Source organism: Streptomyces sp. WAC04114, assembly GCF_019733245.1.
Classification (GTDB): domain Bacteria; phylum Actinomycetota; class Actinomycetes; order Streptomycetales; family Streptomycetaceae; genus Streptomyces; species Streptomyces massasporeus_A.
Genome location: NZ_JAIGQA010000293.1, coordinates 1 through 5,499, shown reverse-complemented (window position 1 = coordinate 5,499; position 5,499 = coordinate 1). Strand labels below are relative to the sequence as shown.

Here is a 5,499-nt window from a genome sequence, read left to right as displayed (position 1 = left end):
ACCCCAGACCGTCCACCCACGTCGGACCCACCCCGGCCCAGCACCCGCCCGGTGGCCGTCCCGACGGTGCGCTCGGGAACCGGTCCCTGGCCGACGGCGGGCCGTCGCGGCACGGCGATGTCCACGCCGTCACCCCGGGGCTCCGGTCGCCGCTCACGCTCGTGCCCGGTGACGCGGCCCGCACCCACGCGGCCGGCAGCCAGGGCGGCCACCAGAGCATCCCCCTCTTCCCCGGCTAGCACGGGCAGACCGCCGAGGCTTCCCCGCCGTCGGCCCGCCCTCTGTGGCGGAGAGATCCCCCAGCTCTTCACGAGAGTCCCGCCCCGGACGACCGAAAGCCGTCGGTGGTCCGAGGCCGAAACCTCGTGGAGGGGTCGGTCGGTCCCCATTGGGGTGGGGACCACTCGACCCGAGCCCCGGAGAGCCGGGCCCCGAACAGGGCCCTCGCGCTCCTCCTGGGGTGTCCGGCGGGCCTCACCGGGTCAACCCCAACCCGGTGAGGCCCCTCACCCGCTCCTCACACCCGGCACGCCGTGCCAGAGAGCGCGGCATCATGTGACAGGTATCACCGCTCAGGTGTGACCCTCGATTTAGAGGCCTCCCGGAAGCAGCGATAACCTGCGAGACGGACATGCCGCGCGCTCGGACACCGTGTGCGCCTCCCTTGTGACAGACAGCGGACGTCACGTTGCCCTCGCGGCACGCCCACGCAGACAACGAACCGCGAGATCACTGATAGGGACGGAAGCGCGTGGACCTGTTCGAGTACCAGGCGAGGGACCTCTTCGCCAAGCACGATGTACCGGTGCTGGCCGGTGAAGTCATCGACACGCCTGAGGCGGCCCGCGCAGCCACCGAGCGCCTCGGTGGCAAGTCCGTCGTCAAGGCCCAGGTGAAGGTCGGTGGCCGCGGCAAGGCCGGCGGCGTGAAGCTGGCTGCGACCCCCGACGAGGCGGTCGAGCACGCCACCAACATCCTCGGCATGGACATCAAGGGCCACACGGTCCACAAGGTGATGATCGCCGAGACGGCCCCGGAGATCGTGGAGGAGTACTACGTCTCCTTCCTCCTGGACCGTGCCAACCGCACCTTCCTCTCCATCGCGTCCGTCGAGGGCGGCGTGGAGATCGAGGAGGTGGCGGAGACCCGCCCCGAGGCCGTCGCCAAGACGCCGATCGACGCCAACGTGGGTGTGACCCCCGAGGTCGCCCGCCAGATCGTCCAGGCCGCGAACTTCCCGGCCGAGGTCGCCGACAAGGTCGAGAACGTCCTGGTCACCCTGTGGAAGACCTTCATCGAAGAGGACGCGCTCCTCGTCGAGGTCAACCCGCTGGCCAAGGTCGCCTCCGGTGACGTCATCGCCCTGGACGGCAAGGTCTCCCTCGACGAGAACGCCGAGTTCCGTCAGCCGGAGCACGAGGCCCTCCAGGACAAGGACGCGGCCAACCCGCTCGAGGCCGCCGCCAAGGAGAAGAACCTCAACTACGTCAAGCTCGACGGTGAGGTCGGCATCATCGGCAACGGCGCGGGTCTCGTCATGAGCACCCTGGACGTCGTCGCGTACGCCGGTGAGGCGCACGGCGGCGTGAAGCCGGCCAACTTCCTCGACATCGGTGGTGGCGCCTCCGCCGCCGTCATGGCGAACGGCCTGGAGATCATCCTCGGCGACCCGGACGTCAAGTCCGTCTTCGTCAACGTCTTCGGTGGCATCACCGCCTGTGACGAGGTCGCCAACGGCATCGTCCAGGCGCTGCAGCTGCTCAAGGACAAGGGCGAGGAAGTCACCAAGCCCCTGGTCGTCCGTCTGGACGGCAACAACGCGGAGCTCGGGCGCAAGATCCTCTCCGACGCCAACCACCCGCTGGTTCAGCGCGTGGACACCATGGACGGAGCGGCCGACAAGGCCGCCGAGCTCGCGGCTGCGAAGTAAGGGACGAGGGACTAAACAGCCATGGCTATCTTCCTCAACAAGGACAGCAAGGTCATCGTCCAGGGCATGACCGGTGCCACGGGCATGAAGCACACCAAGCTCATGCTGGCCGACGGCACGAACATCGTCGGTGGCGTGAACCCCCGCAAGGCGGGCACGTCCGTCGACATCGACGGCACCGAGATCCCGGTCTTCGGCACGGTCGCCGAGGCCATGGAGAAGACGGGCGCCAACGTGTCCGTCCTCTTCGTCCCGCCGGCCTTCGCCAAGGCGGCCGTCGTCGAGGCCATCGACGCCGAGATCCCGCTCGCGGTCGTCATCACCGAGGGCATCGCCGTCCACGACTCGGCCGCGTTCTACGCCTACGCCGTGTCCCAGGGCAACAAGACCCGGATCATCGGCCCGAACTGCCCCGGCCTCATCACGCCGGGCCAGTCCAACGCCGGCATCATCCCGGGCGACATCACCAAGCCGGGCCGCATCGGTCTGGTCTCGAAGTCGGGCACGCTGACGTACCAGATGATGTACGAGCTGCGTGACATCGGTTTCTCCTCCGCCGTCGGCATCGGCGGTGACCCGGTCATCGGCACGACCCACATCGACGCGCTCGCCGCGTTCGAGGCCGACCCCGACACCGACCTGATCGTGATGATCGGTGAGATCGGTGGCGACGCCGAGGAGCGGGCCGCGGCCTTCATCAAGGAGAACGTGAAGAAGCCGGTCGTCGGCTACGTCGCGGGCTTCACCGCGCCCGAGGGCAAGACCATGGGCCACGCCGGCGCCATCGTCTCCGGCTCCTCCGGCACGGCCGCCGCGAAGAAGGAGGCCCTCGAGGCCGCCGGCGTCAAGGTCGGCAAGACGCCGACCGAGACGGCCAAGCTGGCGCGCGAGATCCTCGCGGGCTGAACCACGCCGTAGAGCTGCATCCCGCCCGACGGCTGGATGACACCCGACGGCTGGATGACACCGGACGGCTGAGCCGCGGAGCTGTAGCTCATCGGTGGGCCCGCCCCCTGCACAGGGGGCGGGCCCACCGCCGTTTCCGCGCTCCCTCAGCGGCCCACCGCCGTTTCCGCGCTCCCGCGGCCCGGCCGGTCACCGCGGCTGCGGGCGCAGTCGGTCCGGGCCCTTCTGTTCCTCCTTGCGCAGCTTCGCGCGCAGTTCCTGCTCCGACTCCGACAGTGGCCCGGGCGCGACCGGCGGGGGTACGCCCTGAACCGTCTCTCCCGGCGGTACCGAAGGCTCGTAGTGGGTGGGGGCCGTGCGGACGGTGAGGGCCGTGGTGCCGATCAGGGCCACCGTGAAGGCGATGGCGGCCCGGGTCCAGAACCGGGCCCTGCGTTCCCCGCCCTTCCGCACGACGGGCGGTTTCGCGGCCCGCAGCCGCTCGGTGGAGGCCAGCTCGACCAGCCGCCAGTGCAGTGTTTCCGGGTCCGCCAGCTCCGGCAGGCGCTCGGCGAGCGCCTCGCGTGCGTGCGCCAGCCGGTTCACGGCCGCGCGGGTGCTCGCCTCCGTCTCCGCCGCCGTCTCCGGCAGGCCGAGACCGACGCCGTCGTAGAGCACCAGCGTGCGGCGGTAGGACGGCGGGAGCTTCAGCAGGGTGTCCATCAGTGCCCGGTCGAACGCGTCGGGCGGTGGCGGCTCGGGATGCCGGTGGCGCAGCCGGAGCCGGTGCCACGGCGAGAGGGCGCACTCGTAGGCCATCGCGCGCACCCAGCCCGCCGGGTCGCGGTCGCGGGCCACCTCGGGCCAGCGCTGCCAGGCGATCTGGAAGGCCCGCTCCACCGACTCCCGGGCCAGTTCACGGCGGCCGGTCAGCAGATAGGTCTGCCGGACGAGCGCGGGTGCGCAGAAGGCGTACAGCGCGTCGAAGGCCTGATCGGGGGTCAGCGCGGTGATGGCGTCGTCCGGGCGGCGCACGGGTGTCGTACGCCGGCGCTCGGTGAGGATGACGTGGTGTGCGTGCGGGACGGCGCTGCGGTTGTGGTGCGTGGCGGGGGAGTGGCCGTGGTCAGGGACGGTCGCGGGGCCGCGTCCCCGGTCCTTCGCGGCGGACGGTCGCTTCCGGTCGTCGGCGGCGGTCTTGCGCCGGGCCCGGGCGGTTCGCCGGGAGACCGCGGCCGGGGGTGCCGGCTCGGGGGTGTCGTCATCGAGGGCGTCGTCATCGACGGCGTCGTCGAGGGCGTCGTCCTGAGGTGGCGTCACCTCCGACTCGTCGCCCAGCGAGTTGAGCAGCTTCGCGTACTTCTCCCCTTTGCGGCCGCGCGGCGTGACCCGGCCGGTCTCCCAGCCGCGCACCGTCTCACCGGTGACGCCCACCCGGGAGGCCAGCTGAGCCCGCGTCAGCGAGGCTGCCTCGCGCAGGCGTCGGCGTTCCTTGGGCGGAGGGAGCGGGAGGGCAGGGCTCTGCGTCACAGGGCGCCCCTCCGTCCGGAAAAGTACATAAACGTATTTTTAGCGACACAGCGAGAGTTCGCCTGTTACGCCGGTAAAGCGTGTGTCGTTGGGAGCATGGCGGGCGTGACCGAGATGACCGCTCGCCGACGTTCGCCGTCACCCCTGCTCACCCGGATGCGTGACCGCTCGCCCGGACTCGTCGGTGGCCTCACGGATGGCGCCCTCGCAGCGGGCCTCGGGCTCGCGTCGTTCGCCGTGCTCGTGATGCTGCTGTGGATCCTCTCGCCGTACCCGGACAGCGGGCCCGGCGGCGCCATGCGCGTGGCGGCGGCGCTGTGGCTGCTGGCGCACGGTGCCGAGCTGGTCCGCACCGACACGCTCTCCGGTGTCCCCGCCCCCCTGGGCCTCCCGCCCCTGCTGCTGCTCGCCCTGCCCGTGTGGCTGCTGCACCGGGCGGGACGGGACACCACGGACGGCGGAGGAGAAGACGAGGACGACTACGAGAGCGACGACGACTACGAGAGCGACCACGAGCGGGGCCTCGCCGTCGCCGCGAGCCGGCCCCTGGCCTCCCCCCGCACCGCGTGGACGGGCGTCGTCCTCGGCTACCTCGCCGTCGCCGTGCCCGCCGCCCTCTACGCCGCCGGGGGCGTGCTGCGGCCGTCGTGGGTGTGGACCGGGGTGTGCGTCCCGCTGGTCGCCGGCGTGGCAGCGGGGGCGGGCGTGTGGTCGGCGTACGGCCCTCCGGGGCGGCCGCTGCGGCGGTTGCTGGGCGTGCTGCCGGCGGGAGTACGCCCGCTGGTGCTCGGCCCGGACGGACGCCCCGGCGTGGCAGCCCGGGCCTCGGCGGCCGGGGCGGCGGTGCTCCTCGCGGGTGGTGCGCTGCTGGTGGTGGGGTCGCTGGCGTGGCACGGTGCGGCGACCCAGGCCTCGCTGCTCCGGCTGACCGAGGGGTGGTCGGGGCGGTTCGCCGTGCTGCTGCTGTGCGTGGCGCTGCTCCCGAACGCGGCGGTGTGGGGCGCCGCCTACGCCCTCGGGCCGGGTTTCGCCCTGGGCGCCGGCCACGCGGTCGGCCCGCTGGCCTCGTCGCCGGCCCCGCTCCTGCCGCCGTTTCCGCTGCTGGCTGCGGTACCGGAGCTGTCCCTTATACCCCTCTGACGCTGCCGACGATA

The 5,499-nt window shown here is 72.0% G+C and carries 3 protein-coding genes and 2 pseudogenes; 4 read left to right on the top strand and 1 reads right to left on the bottom strand.

The features are described from left to right. The 3 genes and pseudogenes from K4G64_RS38100 to sucD all read left to right on the top strand — a co-directional run. Positions 1-239: pseudogene (locus K4G64_RS38100) on the top strand (hypothetical protein); the annotation flags it as partial. 512 nt (positions 240-751) lie between these two features. Beyond that, entirely contained in the window at positions 752-1,930 is a 1,179-nt protein-coding gene (gene sucC, locus K4G64_RS38095; protein WP_221760438.1) for an ADP-forming succinate--CoA ligase subunit beta, read from the top strand. Between the two features lie 21 nt (positions 1,931-1,951). After that, positions 1,952-2,836 (top strand): succinate--CoA ligase subunit alpha, encoded by an 885-nt coding sequence (sucD, locus tag K4G64_RS38090; protein WP_030842029.1) that lies wholly within the window; start codon positions 1,952-1,954, stop codon positions 2,834-2,836. Positions 2,837-3,025: 189 nt separating this feature from the next. Here the strand turns inward: sucD and K4G64_RS38085 are convergent, their stop codons facing one another. Continuing rightward, the gene (locus K4G64_RS38085; RefSeq protein WP_221760437.1) at positions 3,026-4,345 is read right to left on the bottom strand and encodes a helix-turn-helix domain-containing protein; all 1,320 of its coding nucleotides are present in this window, start codon (positions 4,343-4,345) and stop codon (positions 3,026-3,028) included. 96 nt (positions 4,346-4,441) lie between these two features. Between K4G64_RS38085 and K4G64_RS38080 the strand changes: the two are divergent. After that, positions 4,442-5,464, top strand: a pseudogene (locus K4G64_RS38080) (DUF6350 family protein); the annotation flags it as partial. Positions 5,465-5,499 lie beyond the last annotated feature (35 nt).